This window comes from Cylindrospermopsis sp. CR12, from assembly GCF_001432185.1.
Lineage (GTDB): Bacteria > Cyanobacteriota > Cyanobacteriia > Cyanobacteriales > Nostocaceae > Raphidiopsis > Raphidiopsis raciborskii.
The window spans coordinates 61,876-82,166 of the sequence record NZ_LMVE01000095.1 but is presented as its reverse complement, the minus strand read 5'-3'; the positions used below and the strand labels follow the sequence as shown (position 1 = coordinate 82,166).

General features: G+C 40.6%; 17 protein-coding genes. 5 read left to right on the top strand and 12 right to left on the bottom strand.

The window, feature by feature from the left end; all coding sequences use genetic code 11:
* Positions 1-4: 4 nt before the first annotated feature.
* Positions 5-2,971 (bottom strand): DNA polymerase I, encoded by a 2,967-nt coding sequence (gene polA / locus ASL19_RS11090; protein ID WP_057178393.1) that lies wholly within the window; start codon positions 2,969-2,971, stop codon positions 5-7.
* A gap of 51 nt (positions 2,972-3,022) precedes the next feature.
* Between polA and ASL19_RS11085 the strand changes: the two genes are divergently transcribed.
* On the top strand, positions 3,023-3,901 hold the full coding sequence (locus ASL19_RS11085; RefSeq protein WP_006278707.1) for a Cof-type HAD-IIB family hydrolase: 879 nt from the start codon (positions 3,023-3,025) through the stop codon (positions 3,899-3,901).
* Between the two features lie 3 nt (positions 3,902-3,904).
* On the opposite strand, the gene ASL19_RS11080 is transcribed toward ASL19_RS11085, so the two are convergent.
* The gene (locus ASL19_RS11080; RefSeq protein WP_057178392.1) at positions 3,905-4,699 is read right to left on the bottom strand and encodes a hypothetical protein; all 795 of its coding nucleotides are present in this window, start codon (positions 4,697-4,699) and stop codon (positions 3,905-3,907) included.
* Positions 4,700-5,118: 419 nt separating this feature from the next.
* On the opposite strand from ASL19_RS11080, the gene ASL19_RS11075 reads away from it, so the two are divergent.
* Positions 5,119-5,838 (top strand): Crp/Fnr family transcriptional regulator, encoded by a 720-nt coding sequence (locus tag ASL19_RS11075; protein ID WP_006278709.1) that lies wholly within the window; start codon positions 5,119-5,121, stop codon positions 5,836-5,838.
* 150 nt (positions 5,839-5,988) lie between these two features.
* On the opposite strand, the gene ASL19_RS11070 is transcribed toward ASL19_RS11075, so the two are convergent.
* The 3 genes from ASL19_RS11070 to ASL19_RS11060 all read right to left on the bottom strand — a co-directional run bounded on the left by ASL19_RS11070 (position 5,989) and on the right by ASL19_RS11060 (position 7,877).
* Positions 5,989-6,246, bottom strand: coding sequence for a hypothetical protein (locus ASL19_RS11070; protein ID WP_057178391.1), 258 nt, complete (start codon positions 6,244-6,246; stop codon positions 5,989-5,991).
* A 48-nt stretch (positions 6,247-6,294) separates the two neighbouring features.
* Entirely contained in the window at positions 6,295-6,951 is a 657-nt protein-coding gene (locus tag ASL19_RS11065; RefSeq protein WP_057178390.1) for a hypothetical protein, read from the bottom strand.
* 95 nt (positions 6,952-7,046) lie between these two features.
* Positions 7,047-7,877 carry a photosystem II manganese-stabilizing polypeptide gene (locus ASL19_RS11060; protein ID WP_057178389.1) on the bottom strand — a complete coding sequence of 277 codons (831 nt, stop codon included), beginning with the start codon at positions 7,875-7,877 and terminating at the stop codon, positions 7,047-7,049.
* A 314-nt stretch (positions 7,878-8,191) separates the two neighbouring features.
* On the opposite strand from ASL19_RS11060, the gene ASL19_RS11055 reads away from it, so the two are divergent.
* The 3 genes from ASL19_RS11055 to ftsZ all read left to right on the top strand — a co-directional run bounded on the left by ASL19_RS11055 (position 8,192) and on the right by ftsZ (position 10,957).
* Positions 8,192-8,563: a hypothetical protein gene (locus ASL19_RS11055; protein WP_057178388.1), complete on the top strand. Its 372-nt coding sequence runs from the start codon at positions 8,192-8,194 to the stop codon at positions 8,561-8,563.
* Between the two features lie 58 nt (positions 8,564-8,621).
* Entirely contained in the window at positions 8,622-9,500 is an 879-nt protein-coding gene (locus ASL19_RS11050; protein ID WP_057178387.1) for a cell division protein FtsQ/DivIB, read from the top strand.
* A 158-nt stretch (positions 9,501-9,658) separates the two neighbouring features.
* Positions 9,659-10,957 carry a cell division protein FtsZ gene (gene ftsZ, locus ASL19_RS11045; RefSeq protein WP_006278715.1) on the top strand — a complete coding sequence of 433 codons (1,299 nt, stop codon included), beginning with the start codon at positions 9,659-9,661 and terminating at the stop codon, positions 10,955-10,957.
* On the opposite strand, the gene gshB is transcribed toward ftsZ, so the two are convergent.
* From gshB to ASL19_RS11010, 7 genes are all read right to left on the bottom strand, one after another.
* Positions 10,919-11,896 (bottom strand): glutathione synthase, encoded by a 978-nt coding sequence (gene gshB / locus ASL19_RS11040; RefSeq protein ID WP_057178386.1) that lies wholly within the window; start codon positions 11,894-11,896, stop codon positions 10,919-10,921. The two genes, ftsZ and gshB, sit on opposite strands and share 39 nt — an antisense overlap.
* 2 nt (positions 11,897-11,898) lie before the next feature.
* Positions 11,899-12,168, bottom strand: a complete 270-nt coding sequence (grxC, locus tag ASL19_RS11035; protein ID WP_057178385.1) for a glutaredoxin 3 — start codon at positions 12,166-12,168, stop codon at positions 11,899-11,901.
* An 88-nt stretch (positions 12,169-12,256) separates the two neighbouring features.
* A complete protein-coding gene (hflX, locus tag ASL19_RS11030; protein ID WP_057178384.1) occupies positions 12,257-14,065 on the bottom strand; it encodes a GTPase HflX in 1,809 nt (602 codons plus the stop codon).
* Positions 14,066-14,076: 11 nt separating this feature from the next.
* The gene (locus ASL19_RS11025; RefSeq protein ID WP_057178383.1) at positions 14,077-15,402 is read right to left on the bottom strand and encodes an ATP-binding protein; all 1,326 of its coding nucleotides are present in this window, start codon (positions 15,400-15,402) and stop codon (positions 14,077-14,079) included.
* Positions 15,403-15,429: 27 nt separating this feature from the next.
* Entirely contained in the window at positions 15,430-17,007 is a 1,578-nt protein-coding gene (locus ASL19_RS11020; RefSeq protein ID WP_057178382.1) for a tetratricopeptide repeat protein, read from the bottom strand.
* A 35-nt stretch (positions 17,008-17,042) separates the two neighbouring features.
* Positions 17,043-19,451, bottom strand: a complete 2,409-nt coding sequence (locus ASL19_RS11015; RefSeq protein WP_057178381.1) for a cation-translocating P-type ATPase — start codon at positions 19,449-19,451, stop codon at positions 17,043-17,045.
* A gap of 320 nt (positions 19,452-19,771) precedes the next feature.
* The gene (locus ASL19_RS11010) at positions 19,772-20,047 is read right to left on the bottom strand and encodes a TM2 domain-containing protein (RefSeq protein ID WP_006276570.1); all 276 of its coding nucleotides are present in this window, start codon (positions 20,045-20,047) and stop codon (positions 19,772-19,774) included.
* Positions 20,048-20,291: the final 244 nt, after the last annotated feature.

The window sequence follows — 20,291 nt, the reverse complement described above, 5'->3', positions numbered from 1 at the left end:
ACTTTTACTTTGTTTCCATCCAGTTTTCACCCACATGTACATCCACTACTAGGGGAACGCTTAATTTCATAGCATTCTCCATAACTGACTTAATTTGTAATTGTAGCTCATCCCACTCACTGGGGGGAACTTCAAAAACTAACTCATCGTGTACCTGTAACAGTAGTTTTGTTTGATAAGGCCTTAATACCTGATGTAACCTGACCATAGCAATCTTAATAATATCCGCACTAGAACCTTGAATTGGTGCATTAGCAGCAGAGCGTAATAGTCCTGCATCATAGGGACCTAAATTCTTTAACTTGTTTAGTTCTATTTCTTGTAAATCTTTACCTTTGAACTCCCGTAGGGTTTTATTAGTGAAATCAAAATAACGTCTTCTTCCTAGAATTGTTTCCACATAACCTTGAGAAATAGCCTGTTTCTTAATGGTTTCTAAGTATGTAAAAACTAATGGGTACCTTTGATTAAATTTCTGAATAAATTCATTTGCTATATTCTTGTCTACACCTGTGGAGCGAGAGAATTTTAATACACCCATTCCATAAATCACACCAAAATTAATAGTTTTAGCAAAGCGCCTTTCTTCTGATGTGACATCCTCTTTATCAAAAAGTAGTTTTGCGGTGAGAGTATGAATATCCTGATTGTTGCTATAGGCTTGAAGTAACATTGGTTCTTGACTTAAATGTGCCAATATTCTCAATTCAATTTGGGAGTAATCAGCAGCAACCATTAGCCAACCAGATTCAGGTAAAAAGGCTTTTCTAATTTGTCTACTAAAAGCCGTACGAATGGGAATATTTTGCAAATTAGGATTGGAAGAAGATAATCGACCAGTTGCAGTTGCGGTTTGGTTAAAGCTGGTGTGAATTCGTTGAGTTTTGTGATTTACTAATTCTGGTAAAGCATCCACATAGGTTGATTTTAATTTAGCCAATGTTCGATATTCAATAATCGCGTCTACGAAACCAGTTTCATCAACCTCTTGTAGTTTTTCTAGAGTTGCTGCATCTGTAGAATAACCTGTGGAGATTTTGCGAGAGTATTTGGTACTTAAACCGAGCTTTTCAAATAGAATATAGCTAAGTTGTTTTGGAGATCCTAGGTTAAATTTTTCTCCGGCAATTTTTGTTGCTTTAATTTCTAAGGTAGCTAAATCTGATTCTATATATTGGGACAATTGTTGTAGATAAGCAGAATTTATTATTACTCCCCTATGTTCCATTTCCGCTAAGACTACTTCTAGTGGTTGCTCCACATCTACCAACAACTTAAATAAGGCAGGAATTTTATTTAATTCCTCTCTTAATTTACCTACCAGTTGCCAGGTTGCATAAACCTGTTTGCCACAATAATTGGCAACTGTATGGATACTAATATCAGCAATAGTTTTTTGTGGTTCTTTTTTACCTGACTTTTGCACAATATGATCATATTCTGTCAACTGCAATCCTAAATATCTTAATGCTAGGTCAGTTAAGTTGTGTGTGTGATCGGGATTTAGTAAGTAACTAGCCAACATGGGATCAAATATCACACCATCCAAGGTAACTCCTTGGTATTTAAAAATTAATCTATCAAATTTAGCATTTTGAAATGTTTTAGGATAGTCCCTACTGGCTAAAATTTTATCCAGGGTTGATAATACCGTATTTAGTTGAAGATTCTTCTCTAGGTTAGTTGTTATGTTATGTCCCAAGGGGATATAGGCCACATCATTTTCTCCCATCCCCCAACAACAACCTATTCCCACTAAATTTGCATTTCTTGGATCTAAATCTGTGGTTTCTGTGTCCCAGGCGACGGGATTTTGTGGATCTTTATGCTGTTCTAGTATATTAACTAATTCTCCCAATTTTTCTTCTGTATCTATAATACGGACTTTAATCTCCGAACTACCTTGTTTTAATGTTTGTGATTTTTGTGCATTTACCGTATCTGCTGCACTGAAAAACCATAAATCATCATCTGGTGCTAAGTTATCAGTGTTAGATTTATTAGTCTCCCCGGTCAAGGAAGCTGACTGGGAGTGGCTAAATTTTTTCTCTATTTCTTGAATCCTGTCTAGAAATTTCTTGAATTCTAGCTTCTCCAGAATGGGAATTATCTTAGCAGTATCAAAACCTTTTAAATCACAGTCTTGTATTTTGATTGTTATAGGTACGTCGGTAACTATCTTGGCTAAATATTGGGAATGGAGGGCATTTTCTTGACCTGCAATTAGTTTTTGCTGATTTGTACCGGTGATTTTATTGATATTGGCATAAATTTCCGTCAGGGATTTATAGGTATTTAATAATTTAACCGCCGTTTTTTCTCCAATTCCCTTAACTCCAGGAATGTTATCAGATGTATCACCACAAAGAGCTTTGAAATCTACAACTTGAGTAGGTAAAACCCCTAATTTTTCCTTAACGTCTAGGGTGTGAAATTCTTTGATTCCGTTGGCAGAACTTTTTAATGCTTCCGGGGTAAAGTTTAAAACTGTAATCCCTTTATTTTCATCAATCAGCTGAAATAAATCCCTGTCTCCTGATAGGATTTTCACTCGATAGCCACTACAGACTGCTGTTTCGGCTAAGGTACCTAATATATCATCTGCTTCGTAACCTGGCTGTGTGATAATTTGTATATTTAATGCTTTTAATAAATCATATAAGTTGAATAAGTCGGGAATGAAATCTTCCGGTGTATCTGCCCTATTTGCTTTGTAGTTACTATCTGCTTCATGGCGAAAGGTGGGCGCAGCTAAATCAAATGCTATTGCTATGGCTTGTGGCTGTTCCTTTGCTATTACATCTAATAAGCATTGAATGAAGCCAAAGCAAACATTGGTAGGAATACCTGATTTTGTGCGTAATCCACCTGCTCTACTTTTGGCAAAGGCAAAATAGGAGCGGAAAGCGAGGGAGTGTCCATCTACCAGAATGATGGTAGGATAACTTTGGTCTACAGAATCTAAAATCACTGAGTTGGCCTATGGTTGATAATTTGGTGTTGAGATTGAGAACAATCAATAATGGAAGTATGTTTTATTATGGTATCTATCAACAATCAACCGGTAATTAGTGGGGCGATTAAGCTCCTGGTATTGGACATAGACGGTACAATTGCTGGACATGACAATCAAATTAGTGAAACTGTTAAAATGGCTATTGCCAAAGTTCAAAGTCAGGGAATTCAGGTAGCTATAGCTACTGGAAGGATGTATTGCTCGGCTTTGCGATTTCATCAGGATATTGGGTCTAGCTTACCACTAATGGCTTATCAAGGAGCTTGGATTCAAAATCCTCACACGGGTGAGTTACATCGTCACCTAGCTGTTTCTAAGAGCATTGCTGATCAGTTGTTAGATTACTTTGAACGGCCAGATTTACGCCCTTTGCTTTCTGTTCATTTTTACGTTGGTGATCAACTTTACGTGCGGGAGATGACAACCGAAACCACAATGTATGTGGAGCGTTCTGGAGTTACTCCTTTAGCTATTGGCGATTTACGTCAATTGTTAACTGATGGGGGTTCAGGACCCACTAAGGTTTTGGCTTTATCCCATGATGTGGATTTGATTCAGGAACTTTTGGGTAAGTTACGTCTCCAATATACTCCCGCAGAACTTTATATGACAACTTCTGTTTCCACTTTTTTGGAGGTAACTAACCCTTTTGTTAATAAAGGTACTGCTGTGAGATATTTGGCGGAGGAACTACTTGGATTAACCAGTGATAATGTGATGACTATTGGTGATAATTTCAATGACCTGGAAATGCTGGAATATGCTGGCATTGGTGTGGCCATGGGTGATGCACCTCAACCAGTACAGGCGATCGCCAATTGGGTTACTTCTAGTGTGGAAGAGGATGGGGTAGCAATTGCCATAGAAAAGTTTTTGCTCAAATAGTTACTACAGCTGAGAAATAGCAGTGACATTCAACTTAACCTCCAAAATATACTTTATAACTACCTGAGTCAAAATCAGCATTCCTATTCTCGCTTTAGCTAGTTCCAGATCATGAATTTTTACATATCCCCAAATAGGACAGTTAGACCAAAATTTCTCAAACGCGGAACTTAATTTTTCAGCGACTGCTAACCAATTAATAGAACGCTGAATATGGGGGAATGCCAAATCATCCACAGTTCTCACCAACAGGTGAATGAGATGAATTTCATCTGGTTGATAAAAACGGAGTTTTTGGCAGTGGTCTAACCAAGGTATGAAACTGACTGATAATAACGGTTGACCCTCAGTGTCATTTTCGACAATTTTTATCCAGCCTTCACGTTTTGCTAAATTAATGAGCGAAACACATCTGGCGTAAGCATGTTGAACAGCAAAAATACTCAACGAATTATAGACAGAACAAGCATGGCTTTGAATTTGGGAATTCACCCCCCAGTCTAGAATAGGTTGCCAATTATGATCTTTAATTGTGAGTCTATGTAGCCAAGATGCTATAGTCAAGTCAGTTGGTTGTATATGAATGGAACCAGTTGTGGGGACCTGAACGTCAAAAATATCGGTGTTGCTGGCGGAAAAATGGCTTGCAATCAAATTAACCAGATCAAGCTTATGATCAGTTAGTTTACCAGGTGCTAAAAAATTAGTCCCAGGGAAGACCTGCAAAGCTACATCAGCAATATATAATATTTTTTTACCATTTGTATCTTGGTATAGAGGTAATTTTCCTCGTTCCATCCATAGAATTTTCTCATTCTTAGTATAAACACTTAGAAAATTCACCAAATGGATATATACTAAATGTTTAACTGAGGTATACTTCTGAAATAGTAGCGAGTGTTGCACGTAGTCAAACAGAAAACTCTTAGGGTTATCCCAATTTTATCCTGTTCCATCTGTCTTAAGATAGAAATTTACTCTAAGTGGAGGAAAATGAGGGTAGGATAAAATTTCATGAGTAATCCATGAATAATCGGTAAACTTCACTACTCTCATGGCTAAGAAGTATAACAAAATAGTAGATAGCAACATATACCCGCTGTCTACATTTTGGATGGCTGACACCACAGGGTGTTAGGCCCACCCTGTTAACACCAAGACACTCCTTGCGCCTTTTAATTTAATCTTTGTCTTGAGTTGAACGCTATTTGTGACCTATGCAATCTCAATCATCTTTTTCCGAAGCATCACGCCCATTTTTAACCTGGCAACGAATTCTTGACTGGGCACAAGAACACTACCGCTGTCGCACCTTCAGTAAAGACGAACGCATTCCCGCTAGACCTGGTTTGCTATATTTAGTTCAAAGAGGCGCCATCCGCATGGTGGGAACAGCACAAGTAAGTGCTACTGCTAGTCAACTAACATCCAGACGTATCAACAGAACTCCTGAGGAAGCATTTTTGGGTTTTGTAGGAGCAGGACAACCATTTGAAATAGTTGCCCAGTCCCCATTTACACTCCAAGCTTATGCCCACGTTGACCAAACTGCGGTTCTGTGGATGTACTGGCATGATTTAGATAACTGGCCTCACTTCCGCCGTGAAGTTATGGATGCTTTTAGATACCAACATCAACGCAAGTTGTTATGGTTAAGTGCTTTAGGTCAACGCCGCACCATCGATCGACTCCTCGGATTTCTTACCCTGTTGATTGAGGAATACGGAGAACCAGCAATGAGTGAGACTGATCCTGATGTCATTCGTGGCTATTGTTTACCTTTCCCCCTTACCCATGCCCAAATTGGTAGTGCGATCGGTTCTACCCGGGTCACTGTCACCCGCTTGATGGGTAAGTTACGTCAACGTGGACTAATTCTTACCCAGGGTGATAATTTGATTTGCTTACCAGCAGAATCAATTAACAGAGTTAGTTAAAAGCGCCATCAACACTAAATGCGAAATCCACAGTTCCCTCTGTGAAAATTGTCATCTATAGCAAGCAGGTATGAGTGAAATATAACACCTTTACATGTTTTTATTTCTATACCTGCCCTAACGCATTTAGTGATACCCTGGCTGGAAAATTCAAGGGTTGTGACAACGCTTTTGGTAGTATCCTAGGATCTGCTGAATTCGTTGAGAATCACTATCAGCTTGCCAGGAAATACACAGAGACTTGATTTGACTTTGGTGATAATCAAATTCTGGGGATGTTTGAGTGACTAACTCCACGTGGACACCCTTTACCTGGCATAAATGGGCAGCTATTTCTTTATATACAGCCAAGGGTAAACAGGGGAATTCAATTTCAATTTTGGTTTCGGTTTGTGTTATAGTCAGCATTGTTTCCATATTTTTTGATATATATACGTTATAAACGGAGTTAGAAGCTTAACAAAGTTCACTCCCATTATCTTGTGCACTGATAACTTTCCTGACTTCTACCCCAAACCGTTCTAAAACGACTACTGGGTTGTTGCACAGATTAACTTCTATCCGCTTAACTAAAACACCATTAGCTAATCTTTCCCCAGCTTGCACGTAACGACTGTTTGAATCATCTGGTAGTTTAATAATTGCCTGGGCTTGTTGATTCACTAGAATTACACCACTTACTAAAATGGAATGGGCCAGTTTAGTATCTGGTGGTTTTGGTAGTGAAGGTTTTATAGGCTTTTTATCCCTAATTTCTAGGTCAGCTTGGGGAATTACCAGTGGTTTTTTAGAACTACTAGTATTGTTAGTATTGTTGCTCTTTACCACAGAGGGTAATGGGGAGACTTTTTTAGGGATTGGCTGCGGAACCTGGATAATTTGGGCAAAAGGGTCACGTCTAGTTTTTACCAAGGATGGGACAGACCTGTTTTGGGTGGTTGATGGAATCCCCTGATTTTTTACCGGACTAACCTTAATTTTAGCAGGAACGACAGGATCGGTAAACTGGACAATGGCGGGGGGTTTTTGGCCTTCTCCTCGGGAATTGTTTCCTAAACCGCACCCGCTCATAGCCAAAGTTGAAATAGCTAAGGCTATAATTTTCGCGCTCATTGAGGTTTGATAAGGTTGTAATTAGTTGGGTAAGGGACAAGCCCCGGTTTAGAACTTCTAAATCCAGGGCTTGGATCTGCTTTTTTGGTCAAGTCTTAACTGTTTGTTGATACGCGACCATAGAATAAACCGCGAATCTTCACTTCCTTGGGCTCACCAGCACCCAAATCCGTATCAGAGGGTTGCTCACTCTCGAAAGTGCCAGCTATTTCACCAGTAGAATTGTCCACTCTAGATACTTGTAAAGAAATCTTGCCTTGGAGAATTTCTGTGCGCTTCACATTAGTACGAGTTAAATCATCAGCATCGGATTGAGCTGGTAAAGCCACAGCATTGTCATAGCCACTTACCACCCCACGACCTTTAGGATCAAGGAAAGCAGCTCCACGATAGGAAGGAACCTTAAACTTACCTTCAAAGTCAGTGGAAGTATTGATGTTAGTCGAGTCAGGTTGTGTTTGTGCAACTAAATCTTTAATAGTAAATAGGAAAGGTACTAGTTCGCCACCAGGTAGTTTCACGGTAATAGCTTGGAAGTCAAAACCATCTTTTTCCACAAAAGTCAAACTATTATCTGGATTTATTTTTAGGTCCCCTTGCACTTGGTCAATGGTGGATGTGTATCTAGTCAACAATCTACCAGGTACAAATTCCGCTTCTTGTCGTTTATTAGCTGGTTCTTCTTTGACAAAGTAACTAGTAGGTTCTAAGCAAAGCTCACTAATGGTATAAGACTGGTTACTTTCTAAATTAATAGAGCCACGACTAACCTCTGATAACTGAGGACACTTGTTAGCTAAACCAGTTCCTCTAATTTCTTCATAAGTTAGTAGATCCTTGCTGCTGGATGAGGGAGCATCACTGCAAGCGGTGATCAGACCCAAGCATAAAGCTAAGAAGGCAATTATTAAAGCACGATATCTCATGGTCAACCTCAATGTCGTTAATATCTAAGTTGTAAAACTGCTCTACATTCAAACTACCATTGAGGGGAGCATCAATCAATTGACCAATTAACGATGATAATTAATCAAGTAAGGTTAAACCGGGAGTGTTAGCCCAATCTCTGGGCTAAAAGCGGTTTATCGGCGTTTTAAATAGGCAGTTTGTATGGTGATGTTATCCTGGAGTAAGGTTCTGTTATTCCAGCTCCTGCAAATTTTCGAGGAGCGAGCATAGCAAAAAGTGCCTCAAATGTCAAGCCGTCCACAAGGACGGGGTCTAAAACCCGTAATTTCCGATGAAGAAAGACCAAAATCTGCCGTTGGAAGATTCATCCAGCAGTTTACAAGCAATTAATAATGCAGTTAGGGAAGCAGTTACAGCTTGTCAAGGTGAGACAAAAAACTTACTAAATTTATTAAGAGAATTAGAGTATTTACATAAAGAAATTCGTGATGGAGTTTTTCAGGATAGTCTACCGGAAAATCGTCAAGAACTATATAGCCTTCTGAAAGATATTGAATCTACTGGTGGATGGCCCTATATTGAGCGTATGCGATTGCAATGGTTTTTAGTAAACTTAGCTACTAAAACAAATGGCTGTGATGCGGAAATAGAAATTTCCCATCCTCAACCTCGTACTGATGATACTCAAAGCAATATAGAATAGTAAGCCAATCATGGTTGTGTCTGATACCAAGAATTGCAAAAACTAGAAAGGGGTTGTAATGACAGACATGTTATCGGTTTCTCGTCGGGATTTGCTCAAACGGAGACAAAAATTGCGTCGCCATAGACAGATGAAAATTCTCACAGGTGTTTGGCGAATTCTAGCCACTAGTAGCATTGCAGGGGGAATGTTTTGGATAATATTGGGACCTGTTTGGGTGATCACAACTCCCGGACAAATTTTGATGAGGTCGGGGAATCAACTACTACCCCAGAAAACAGTCCAAAGACTGCTGCAATTTTCTTATCCCCAGTCCCTATGGCGAATTAAACCTGCTGCAATTGCCCAATCCCTGGAAAGACAACCAATTATTGCCCAGGCAATAGTTAACCGTCGTTTGTTTCCACCTGGGTTAAATATTGAGATTCAAGAAAGACTACCGGTAGCAATGATTCAACTTTCGTTAAAAGCTAATGCAACAAATTGTGTCTCCAATTCTCAGGTCTCTTCAAAAAAAGTCACCTCACCCGCAATTCCGTGTTCCCAAAGTCCCAAAGGTGATGATATAAATTTAATAGATGCCAGTGGAAACTTGATCCCCTGGGAAAAATATACCGCCTTCAATCCCCAGGGTAAATTACCTGCTTTGAAAGTATTAGGTTCACCAGAACAATATCGCCCTTACTGGGTTCCGGTGTATCAAGCCATCCAAGACAATTCTTTAAACGTAATGGAAATTGATTTTCGAGATCCGACAAATGTAATTTTCAAAACGGAATTAGGTACTGTACATTTGGGGATTCCTGTGGTGCAATTAGATCAGAAAATACAGAGGCTCAGGGAAATGGGTAATTTAAAAGCAAAATTTAAATCCGGGGAAATAGTGTATATTGATCTCCAAAGTCCTGATTACCCATTAGTACAATTGCATCAATAACCACTAATTTTTCTCAGGGTTGCACATTCGGTATTAGACTGTTTGTGGAATAATTTGTGTCCATAGATGATAATAGTTTTCACAGACTATAGTTAACTCTATGTTTGATTTTCGGATTAAGAACAGCATAAAAAATCGTCCATGTAATTTTGTAAACTATGACACTTGATAATAACCAAGAGCTTACTTATAAAAACTCCCAATCTTTTGGACAACCGGGGTTATCCTTATCAGTTAATTCTAGTAATCCTTTTGGCGGTTCTGGGCTAAACTTAGGACAGGGTAGCGATAATACAAAGATGTTGGAAGCTAAACGGATTGGGGAAATTGTTCCTGGAAGGGTCGCCAATATTAAGGTAATTGGTGTTGGTGGTGGCGGAGGTAATGCAGTGAACCGGATGATTGAGTCTGATGTGACCGGGGTGGAGTTTTGGTCCATTAATACTGATGCTCAGGCTCTAACCTGGGCTAATGCATCAAGTCGTCTGCAAATCGGGCAAAAATTAACTAGGGGTCTAGGTGCTGGGGGTAATCCCTCCATTGGTCAAAAAGCAGCGGAGGAGTCCCGTGATGAAATTGCTACCGCTTTGGAGGGGGCAGATTTGGTATTTATTACTGCTGGTATGGGGGGTGGTACAGGTACGGGTGCTGCTCCCATAGTGGCGGAAGTAGCTAAGGAAATGGGTGCCCTGACAGTGGGGGTGGTTACCAGACCATTCGTCTTTGAGGGACGACGACGGACTAGTCAAGCAGAACAGGGTATTGAAGGATTGAAAAGTCGAGTAGATACTTTAATTATTATCCCCAATAATAAACTTTTGGAGGTAATACCTGAACAAACTCCCGTACAGGAGGCGTTCCGCTACGCTGATGATGTATTGCGTCAGGGGGTGCAGGGTATTTCTGATATTATCACAATCCCAGGTTTAGTCAATGTTGATTTCGCTGATGTGCGGGCAGTTATGGCTGATGCTGGATCTGCTTTGATGGGAATTGGTGTGAGTTCTGGAAAATCCAGGGCCCGGGAAGCAGCAATTGCAGCTATTTCATCACCTTTGCTAGAATCCTCCATTGAGGGTGCGAGGGGGGTAGTGTTTAATATTACCGGTGGCAGCGATCTCACACTTCATGAGGTGAATGCAGCTGCGGAAACTATTTATGAAGTAGTTGATCCCAATGCTAATATTATTTTTGGGGCGGTAATTGATGATAGACTACAAGGAGAGGTAAGAATTACTGTGATTGCCACTGGCTTTACCGGGGAAGCTCCCGTGCCCACCCCCCAGACTACTATTAGTTCTAGAGGGTCTGGTACACCAGCTAAAAAACCAGCACCTCAACCTCCGGTTAATCAACCACCACAACCAACTAACCTAACTCCCCCGCCCTCCAACAAGCTTCCCGACATACCCGACTTTTTACAAAGGAGACGTCCTAATCCCCGCAATAATGAGTGACAACACTTCCCTAGATACATGGGTGCCATTGAGACGGTCTATTTCCCTGATTCCTGTGGGACTGGTAACATTGACTTCCGTCAAATAGCCACCAATGATGTCAATGCCAACAAAAATTAACCCATGCTGACGCAGTTTATGGGCTAATAGTTGACAAATTTCTTCCTCTCTGGTGGTGATTTCTGTTTTTGCTACTGTGCCACCCGCAGCCATGTTATTGCGAAAATCATTGCCACTAGCTAGACGATTGAGCGCCCCCATAGGTTGACCATTAATTAAAATGATTCGCTTGTCCCCATTTTTCGCCTCTGGCAAATAGGTTTGCACCATGACTGGTAATCGCCCCCGCATGGTGCTAATCTCAACTATGGAATTAAAATTGCGATCGCCTGCCTGTACAATTAGTATTCCTTCCCCGGCCTTATTACCTAAGGGCTTAATAACTGTTGTGCCTTTTTTTTCCACAAAGTCCCGAATTACATCTTTATCTGCACTAACAATAGTTTCAGGAATTGCTTCTTTGAATTGTAGTGCATACATTTTTTCATTAGCAGATCTGATACCACTAGGAGAGTTAACCACCAGAGTTTTGCCAGGATCAATGTAGTCTAAAATATAAGTAGCATAGAGGTAGGAATCATTAACTGGGGGATCTGTCCTCATAAATACAGCGTGCATAGATTCCAAGGGAGCAAAAACAGCCTGACCCAAATTATACCAAGGATTTGCTGCTACCCAACGTCCCTGCACCAATTCGACTGGAGTTATTTCTATAGGTTGAAGTAGGGCCCAGGCTTGACCGTGGATAACATTCAGTAGGTTAACCTGAGTTATCCAGACCTCATGTCCTAGGATTTGTGCTGCTTCCATCAAGGCCACACTGGTATCATGACAGGGGTCTAGCTGATGGATAGGATCAATAATAAAAGCTAATTTCACTGCTAGTCCTCAGAATTTTGCAGTAGTGGATCCAGACCCCCTCTACGGTCTAGGGCGTGAATATCATCACAACCACCAATGTGGACGTCATTAATAAAAATTTGGGGTACAGAGCGTTTTCCATTTGCCCGCATAGCCATTTTCCTCCTTGCTTCCTCATTCCCATCAATTTTGTATTCCGTAAATTGCACCCCTTTAGATGTAAGCAAGCCTTTGGCACGTATACAAAATGGACAATCACTCCAAGTATAAATTTCTACTTTTGCAGTCATAACCTTCCTAGATACTCCCTAATTCTAGATAATTTCCCAACTTAACCTTATGAAAATTCTACATCATCAATTTGACATTGCCATGTTTTTAAAATCCTTGTTCTTGTATCATTGGTTCTAGAGCATATTCAATCAACTGTGACAGTCGTAGTCTGAGAGTTTCCAACCCCAAACGCTGACCAGCTGATATAAACACACTCAAAGGAAATTCCTCCCGTGCGGAAACTAGTACTTCATTATTGACCCGATCAATTTTATTAAAAACAACCAAAGCAGGTCCAGGAGTAATAGGCATTTGAGCTAGAATTTCTCGTACTGATCTAATGTGACTTAACCAAGCAGGGTGAGATAAATCCACTAGATGTATTAAGGCATCTGCTTCCGTAACTTCCTCCAAAGTAGCACGAAAGGCATCCATCAAAGAATTGGGCAACTCATGGATAAACCCCACGGTATCCGTAATTAAGGCCTCCCGAACTTGATGGTTTTCCCCTTGGGGAATAACTAAACGACGGGTGGTAGGGTCAAGGGTGGCAAATAGCTGATCAGCTGTATAAACCTGGGCATTAGTTAGGGCGTTAAGTAGAGTAGACTTACCCGCATTAGTATATCCCACCAAAGCCACCGATGGTATTTCCCGATGTTGTCGTTTTTGACGCAAACGGCAACGATGGGCCTGCAATTGGTTAACTTCCTGTTGTAGTCGGGAAATACGTCTTTGAATGGCTCGTCTTTCCGTTTCCAGTTTAGTTTCACCAGGTCCACGAGTTCCTATTCCACCTCCCAACCGTGACATAGACCTCCCCCTACCAGTTAATCGTGGTAGCATATATTCCAGTTGGGCTAGTTCTACTTGTAACTTCCCAGCTCCTGATTGAGCCCGCTGGGCAAATATATCTAATATTACTTCTGTACGGTCAACCACTCTAACACCAATTTGGGACTCTAAATTTCGTACTTGAGCGGGTGATAAATCTCGATCGAAAACGATTAGATTGGCTCCCCGTGTTTGAGCAGTTAAAGCCACCTCCTGAACCTTACCCTCACCAATAACCGTTTGGGGGTGAATGCGGGAGCGCTTTTGCTGGATGCTTTCCAACACCTCTCCCCCTGCTGTATCTACTAACCTAGCCAGCTCAGCTATAGTATCTTGGAATTTTTGGTCACTTACATCATCAGTGAATACTCCTACGACGATGACTCGGTCATGATCGCCATTTACTTCCTGTCCAACATATTCCCGCTCAAATTCTGCCTCTAAACCCTCTACCAAACCCAGAAAATCCATTTGGGCAATTGCATCTAAGCTTAGGGGAGGTGAAACGTGAAAATCAGGAGATCTCGATTCCCCAACAGTCATAACCGATGACGGACTAAAAGACAGTCTTGTACTATTACACACCAAATGAGCTAAGTACACCCCTTTAACATAACCAGTTGCTCCCCCACCTCTTTTTGTAAATCCTGTGCCCGTAAGATTTAAAATGACCAAAGCATCCAATCGCTGTAACAGCATTGCTGTGAGTGCTGCTTCATGGGGAGGTTCTGATTTGAGATTTGTTGCTATGCAGCGAATCCCACTGAGTCTTTCTGAACCATAGCGTGGAATTTCCATGGGAGGAATTTGAGTTTGACGCACAGTGCCTACACCAACTCTAATCACTTTTCCTTTACGATTAATGTAAGAGCAAATAGGTTGGTTTATTTCTGTACTAATTGCTGCCAGCCTTTGAGCAAACTCAGATGTAGTAATCAAATTACCTGGTACGCGCTGATGATACAGTCGTTGTAATTGTCTGAGTTGGCTGGATTTTAAACCCTGTAGATTTCCGAAAATAGTCTCTATAGGCCCATGACCAGTTACCTGGCCCTCCAAATCATGTTTATATTCTAACAAAAAGTTGAAATTTACAAAAGGGTTGCTAGAGCTTCTCTAAATTCCTGGATTCCCTGAATCAGGGGGTGAATATCATACCAGCGCTGTATTTCCCCTTCTTTATCCAAATAGCGATATTCTAATAAGCAACGATTAAACATTAGATTGCGATACTGATCATCATTAAGGATGCGTTTGGAAATGGATACCTCTGCTAATAAATACCATTGATGATTTTCTACAGCACGGCGGTAGGTATCTCTAGCTTGAGTAATAGCTCGTCGAACTGCTCTTTCAGATATGGGTAAATCTTGGGTGCGTCCAATGGCATCCTGGGTCAATAGTAATAGATTTCGGACATGACCTCCGCTCATTAAACAAAGTTTTTCTAAAGTGTCTGGACTGTCAAAAATTTCGGTTTCTATAGATATATTTGGTGCAAATTGCCGAACTCGTCTCCCAATTACCTCGGTTAACCTTTTCAAACCTGGTTGATAAACTTCTCCTTGAGGAGTGCGCACCATCACCATTGGTAAAACTTGGGGATCACCATAAATGTCGCGTAGATCAGTAGCTCTAGTGGAATAAACCATAGCAATGGGAACTGTGTAGATGAGGTGACAGTCCAGAGACTTGAGCTGCTCACACCGGTCTAGAAAAACCTCTTCATAATTAGTCCGATTTCCTTCCTTGACCAGTATCATCCGATCTAAGTTATCAACAATTACTGCTAATTGGTGTTGTTTCGATGGCAATCGTTTCTTCGCGTCTCCAATAAATTCATTTAACACCCTAATTAAAGTTACCGTGTGGGGGTTTACCTTCTCTCGAATCTGTTGACGTAATTCGGGGACTGCTCTTAGGTTAGCTGTTAACTTAGCAAACTGAGTAATTTGCATCTCTATGTTCATATCCTCAAGATGAATTTCTGTCAGTGCTAAATCTTTTAGATCTTGCCAACGCTCTTTCAGCCAGTTTAGTACTGGTTGAGGATTACCTATTTGTTGTAAATCTTTAAGTAACCTGCGGGTACAAGCCAGAAGAATATCGGTATAATGAGCATCCTCTGAATCTATATCCTCTTCATCGGCGGCAAAATAAATTACGTAAAACTGCCTCTCTTCCAGATATTTCTTCAATCTTAGTAATTCAGTAGATTTACCTGCTCCTCTGTGTCCAGAATACAGTTGACAAGTATTTCCCCGTGCCAGCTGAATGCGATTTCCCAATTCCTCTAAAATATCTGCCTCACCTCTGACGTCTTGACAGTCTACATAGTTAGGATCTCCTGCTGACAGAGGTTGGAACGGGTTAAAGGCATTATAAAGGTTTTTGAGCAGTTCCGCATTTTGGGACATAAGTAAACAGCCTGGGTTAATTTGAGGTCAATCGTGAAAAGTTTTATTAATTAGGGCCTGAAAGCGTGCATCTTCTCTAATGCGATCAAAATCAGGATCAGCTTTTGCCATTTGTGTAAATTGTTCAGGTTTAAGACTAACTGCATTTTCTAAGTTTTCTAGTGCTTCTTGAATTTTACCCTGAACTGCATAACAACAGGCTTTGTTATAAAAAGCATATTGATCATCTGGCTTGATTTTCAGAGCTTGATCATAAGAAAAGATAGCTTCTTCTATGTGTCCTAGATCCTCCAATGCATTGCCTCTATTGTTCCAGCTATAGTGGTCATCTGGTTTCAGTTTCAAGGCCTGATCATAAGATAAAAGTGCCGCTTCGTTTTGTTTGAGTTTTTTTAGTGCAACTCCCCGATTATACCAAGCATAGTAGTCATCGGGTTTCAAGCTTAGCGCCTGATCATAACAAAAAACTGCCTCCTGATATCTGCCTAAACTTCTCAAGGCAATGCCTCTATTGTTCCATACATTACTCTCATCGGGTTTAATTTTTATGGCTTGACCATAAGATAAAATTGCCTCCTCATTACACCCTATATTCCTGAGTGCATTACCCCTGTTGTACCAGAAATAGTGATCATCGGTCTTAATTTTTATAGCTTGATTGTAAGATAAAATTGCTTCTTGATCTCGATGTAGTTTACGCTGGCAATTACCTAGTGCATACCAGCAAAACGGGTCATCTCGTCGTAATTTCAGGGCCTGGCGATAGGATACAATGGCGGCTTCATACCTGGATAAACTAAACAGTGCATGTCCGTGATTACACCAAGCACCATGATCATCTGGTTGAAGTTTCAGTTCCTGCTCATAAAATGTAATGGCTGTTTCGTATTCGTTAGCGGAATACAGTAGATTCCCCATTTCAAATAACAATCTAGCTTTGTTACTATCATTTTGGTATTTTTCTGTCAGCAGTTCTTGAATTTCCAACATTGTTTCGATTTTCTGTTGGGGAGTAAGCTCTAAATATTTTTTATAGTCTCCCTCCATAATTAAACGACGAGATTCTTCGTCTACCAATTCTGCTGTGGTTGGTAAATCATACACTCCAGATCGCCAATCAAAAAAGTCTGGGGCGCGATGAATCAAATAATTTAGAGAAAATGACCGTAGTAAGAACACAAAGCAAAATGAGAAATCATCTCTGAATCTTTCTCGCTGTTGATTGAGATGATTTAGTATGGGGGGCACCTTGGTCAAGTTGGTGAACTGTCCCTCCGTAACTTCACCAAAATTCCTTTTCTCATACTTGTATAGGGAGTATTCTAAACCTTTAACTAGGAGGATATCAATAGTTTGTCCCTGCACATAGTTTTTTACATGCTCATAGAACTTCTCTATTGGTTCCCATAAGTTTAGTAAGGCTATTTTTTTGTTAGCTAGGTCACGACTAATATGTTGAGCAAAGTTATCAGCTTCAATAGGTGTGCACTGCACAAAGTACAGACCAAATCCCACTTTTCGTTCCAGAGTGGAAATTAAATCCTGATATATTTCCTGTGGATCTGGTGGTAGATCATCATCCCAGTTAGAATAGTTGGGTTTCATAATTCAATAGTATATGCTATGGAAGAAAACAGGACTTATCTGGGAACCATCTGGTTTTGTGGTTTCACACCTCTCAACAAAAGAGAGTTAGTCACCACGCTAACGGAACTAAAAGCCATAATCGCAGCAGCACTAGAGGGAGTTAGGACAAAATGTAAGCTGGGTAAGAGAACCCCAGCAGCTAAGGGGATGGCAATGGTGTTATAGGCAAAGGCCCAAAATAGGTTTTGACGAATTTTAGTGAAAGTTTTACGAGCAAGTTGGATAGATGCTACCACATCACTCAAGCTGTCACCCATAAGGACAATTTCCGCACTTTCCATAGCTACGTCTGTTCCTGAACTCAGGGCAATTCCCACATCCGCTTGGGATAAAGCGGGTGCATCGTTGATACCATCTCCCACCATAGCTACCACACAGGAATTATCACCTACATTTAAGCTACCCTGCTGGAGAGAACGAATTAGTCCAGCTTTTTGCTCTGGAGTAACGCCAGCAATAACATTGGTACTATCGAGACCAAGCTGTTGGGCAATCACAACTGCTGCTTCTAACCTATCACCGCTGAGGACTATAACATGTAAACCCATTCTTTGCAAGTGGTTTACTGTTAATTTGGCATCGGGTCTAATGGTATCACTAACAGCTATTAAACCTGCCAAAATGTCATCCACAGCAACACCAATGACTGTTTTTCCTTCCTTTGCCAGTTTTTGTCCTTGTTCTTGGGTAGTTGTATTGATAGTAATTCCATGACTGTTTAACCATTCCCAGTTACCCAACAGCACACTTTTCCCCTCTACCATAGCGGAAACTCCCATACCTGGTTCCGTGTAAAAATTCATGGCATGGGGGATGGGTAAATTTAGCTTTTCTCCCGACTGCTGTATGGCTTTCGCTAGGGGATGACAAGTGCCTTTTTCCACCGCTGCTGCTAATTGCATCAAATTGGTAGTGTCTATATCTGTTAGTGGTAGACAGTCTGTAACTATGGGATTACCTGTGGTAAGAGTACCAGTTTTGTCAAATACGATGGTGTTTAAATGGTGAACCTTTTCTAATACATCCCCACCCTTGATTAGTAACCCAGATTCTGCTCCCACACCAGTCCCTACCAAGATAGCTGTGGGTGTGGCTAGTCCTAAAGCACAGGGACAAGCTACTACTAAAACTGCGATCGCCAGTTTTAAACTAATGAGCAGTGCCGAATTTTGATCATTGAGTAGGGGGATAGAATGATTACCCATGACCATTCCAGAAGTAATATACACCTCTGGCCAAACACGAGTTCCTATAAAATACCAGAATGCCCAGGTTAGAAAAGAAGCTGTTAAAACAGCATAAGTAAAATAACCAGCAATGGTATCAGCCAATTTTTGCACAGGAGCTTTACGAGTTTGGGCACTTTCTACCAGAGCAACAATCTGAGCTAGGACAGTATCTTCACCGATTTTCCTAGCTACAATTGAGACAGTTCCTGACTGATTAATAGTTCCCGCTGCAACAGAATCTCCTGGTTGTTTAATTACAGGAACAGCTTCCCCAGTCAACATTGATTCATCAACGGTGGTTTGTCCAAACTGCACCTGACCATCGACGGGAATTTTATCCCCTGGTAGTACTTGTAACCACTCTCCCACTCGTACCTGGTCAGCTGGTATTTCAATAATATTAATGTTGGGACTAACTGCTAATTTCTGGCCATCAGGGTTGACAATTAGTCTAGCAATTTGTGGTCTTAGGGCTAACAATTGATGAAATGCTGATGCAGCGCGCCCTTTAGCTTGTTTCTCCAAGGTTTTACCCAAGAGGATAAAGCCCAACATCATTACTGGTTCATCAAAGAAACAGTCCCAACCCATCCGGGGAAATAAAAGTGCAACTAAACTAGTAATATAAGCAGTTAAAGTTCCTAAAGCGATTAAGGTATTCATATTTGGGGATCCTCGTCGCCAACCCAACCAACCATCTATAATGATTGGACGACCAGGAAACAGGAGTGCAAGGGTTGCCAATGCACAATGAAACCAAATGTTATTTAACCCAATGGTACTCAAAATAGGAAATAAATGACTGCCAAAGTGTCCCAGTCCTGAAAACAGCAACAGTCCAGAAGCAACTATTAACTGCATAAAAGCAGATCTCATTTCTTGGTCTTGCTTTCCAACCCTGCTGAACCCTTGAGAGTTTCGCATTTCTGAGGGGAACCCTTTCGCTGTTAATACCTGTGCCAGCGTATCCCCCTCAACAGCATCTTCTATTTCTACCACAGCAATTTCTGTAGCTAGATTCACACAGGCGCTTTTTACCCCCGGGTGTTGGGTTAACTGTGTTTCTACCGCTTTTACACAGCCAGCACACTTCATACCGCTAACATCGAGTATGACTTTTCTAGTTGTTGCAGCGCTTTCTTCTGTCAATTCATTTTTTTGTGCAAGTTGCATAACAAGCTATATGGCTAAAACTAGTGCCATCTCTAGGATAAACAAAATCTGGAGATTTAAGTGTAAGTAGGGAAGCACAATTATTTCTAGGATGGCCTTATGATTTCAGTGCTTATGGTTCATGTATATTAGAGATACTACTTGTATAGGCAACATCAAAATTATGCTTTTAACAAAATAGTTAGTTTCCCAAGTAGACATAGCTGTAAAATAAGTGACGGACACAATAAATAGTATAAGTGCAGCCAGGTTTTGATGTCTGAGTATCCACATATTTGAAATAATTGGTAACAATAGAAAATAGGGATGATTAGGGCGTATTAAAACCAGCGCTGTTTACCTATAAAATAAGTATCAACAAAATCCTCATGGTTTTTATTCAGGTAAATCATACCTTCAATCAGACCAATCAGTTGCATAATAATCAATGTCAATCCAAAGGTGAGAGAACCCCCAACTACAGAAATAACCAACATAATAAAACCTTCGGGCGCATAACCAAGGATAAATTTATGAATACCAAATCCACCGAAAATAATACCACAGTAACCTGCCAAAAGCTGTTTACTGCCATGGGACGGGTTGAGATTAGCCATATTCAATCACTCCTAGACAGGGTTTGCTGAAAATGTAGATAGGGGAATGGAGAGTTAAATACAATTATTGATGATAATTATTTTGTCTTCAACGCAAAATTGGCACAGAAAATAAAATTTTCGGTAGCAAATGAGCAAGAACCGAGGATGAAAGTATCTTGCCGTGTGCAATATTAAGTAAAGGTGTCGTCAATCTTGGTGTTTAACTAACCACCTTTACGTTTACAATTGAAACTAGATGAAG